The 2,106-nt window shown below is 66.9% G+C and carries 2 protein-coding genes; both read left to right on the top strand.

Features of this window, described 5'->3' with window-relative positions; all coding sequences use genetic code 11:
- On the top strand, positions 1 to 209 hold a 209-nt coding region (locus tag NBG84_RS31655; protein WP_250923119.1), incomplete at its 5' end, for a phosphopantetheine-binding protein.
- Positions 210 to 213: 4 nt separating this feature from the next.
- The coding region (locus NBG84_RS31650; protein ID WP_250923118.1) for a condensation domain-containing protein at positions 214 to 2,106 on the top strand (1,893 nt) is incomplete at its 3' end.

Genomic DNA, 2,106 nt, shown 5'->3' with positions numbered 1-2,106 from the left:
GGGTCGGCATCGACGACGGCTTCTTCGCACTCGGCGGGCACTCCCTGCTCGCCACCCGACTGATCACCCGCGCCCGCGTCGAGTTGGGGATCGAGATACCCATCCGCAAGATCTTCGACATGCCGACGGTGCTGGCGCTCGCCGCCTGGTCGGAGGAGTCAGCAGTCCCCCTTCGCCCCAGTATGCGCAAGATGACCGTAGAGGAGTGACCCAGTGATTCCACTGTCATACGCACAACGCCGTATGTGGCTGACCCACCAACTGGAGGGCGGGTCGGAGAGTTACAACATCTCCCCGACGTTCCGGTTGACCGGGCCGCTGGATCACATCGCTCTCATCGCGGCGATCAACGACGTCGTCGACCGGCACGAGACCCTGCGCACCACGTATGTGACGGACGACGACGATGAGCCCCACCAGCAGATCCTGCCCGCGGGGCAGGCGCTGGTGCGGGTGCCGGTCGTCGACGTAGCGTCCGATGAACTGGCGGAAGTGGTCAACAAGGCCATCGCGCACCACTTCGACCTGTCGACCGAAATCCCCTTACGGGCCCATCTGTTCCGCCGCTCCGCGGAGGAACACGTCCTGGTCCTGGTAATCCACCACATCGCCTCGGACGGCGTCTCGGGTGGGCCGCTGGCACGGGACCTGGCCACCGCCTACACAGCGCGTCGGGAGGGGCGGGCGCCGGAGTGGGAGCCGTTGGCGGTGCAGTACAAGGATTACGCGCTCTGGCAGCGTGAGCTGCTCGGCGACGTGGCGGACCCGGACAGTCTGGCCGCGAAACAGGCCGACTACTGGCGTGCGGAGCTGGCCGGGGTGCCACAGCCGCTCAGCCTTCCGCTGGACCGTCCGCGACCCGAGGAACGGAGCCTGCTCGGTGACACGGTCAAGGTCATGGTGGGGTCGCAGGTGGCGGCCGGGCTGCAGCGGTTGGCCGACGAGCACGGTGTGACCATGGCGATGCTCCTGCAGGCCGGCCTCGGAGTGCTCCTTGGCAAGCTGGGCGGCGGGGAGGACGTGACGATCGGCAGCCCGATCGCCGGGCGCACCGATGAGGCGCTGGCCGATCTGGTGGGGTTCTTCGTCAACACCCAGGTGCTGCGGGTGGATCTGTCGGGTGATCCGTCGTTCGCTGATCTGCTGGCGCGGGTGCGGGAGAAGGCACTGGCGGCCTACGAACACCAGGACCTGCCGTTCGAGACGCTGGTCGAGCTGATCAACCCTGACCGTTCCGCGGCGTACCAGCCGCTGTTCCAGGTGATGTTCGCCTGGCAGAACTGGGCGCGGCAGGACTACGAACTGCCCGGACTCACCGTGGAGTTCGAGCAGCACCTCGTGTCGACGACCATTTCCGACCTGTTCTTCAGTATGGCCATGGATGACTCGGGGGCGCTGTGGGGCGACCTGATGTACGCGACCCAGCTGTTCGACCGGGAGACGGCGGAGGCGATCGCTACCCGGCTGGTGCGGGTGTTGGAGCAGGTGGCCGCCGACCCGCAGCTGCCGGTCGCCGCGATCGACATACTCTCGGCGCAGGAGCGCGAGTGGCTGCTGCGGGAGGTCAACCAGACAGCGCACCCGGTGGCCGCCAGCACGCTGCCCGACGCCTTCGAGGCCCAGGCGGAGCACTCCCCCAAGCGACAAGCCGTGATCGGAGAACAGGAGACGCTGACCTACGCGGAGTTCAACCGGCGTGCCAACCAGTTGGCGCACTGGCTGGTCGAGCAGGGCGCTGGCCCCGAACGGATCGTGGCGGTGCGTATCCCCCGTTCGGTTGAGCTGATGGTGGCGATCTACGCGGTGGTCAAGGCCGGCGCCGCCTATCTGCCCGTGGACACCGAACTACCCGAAGACCGCCTACGCCAACTCCTCGACAGCGCCGACCCCGTGCTGACACTCGACGAAACACTCCCACAAGTCTCCGCATATCCGGAGACCAACCCCGAGCGTGTGTTGTCACCGGACAACGCCGCCTATGTCATCTACACCTCCGGCTCCACCGGTGGCCCCAAGGGCGTGCAGGTGCCACACCGGTCAATCATGAACCGCATCGAATGGGGTCTGGCCCACTTCGACGTCACGCCCGAAGACCGGATGCTACTG

It is taken from the genome of Streptomyces albipurpureus (assembly GCF_023701525.1).
Taxonomy (GTDB): domain Bacteria; phylum Actinomycetota; class Actinomycetes; order Streptomycetales; family Streptomycetaceae; genus Streptomyces; species Streptomyces albipurpureus.
Note: the sequence above shows the minus strand (reverse complement) of the source record. Positions and strands in the feature narration are given on the sequence as shown.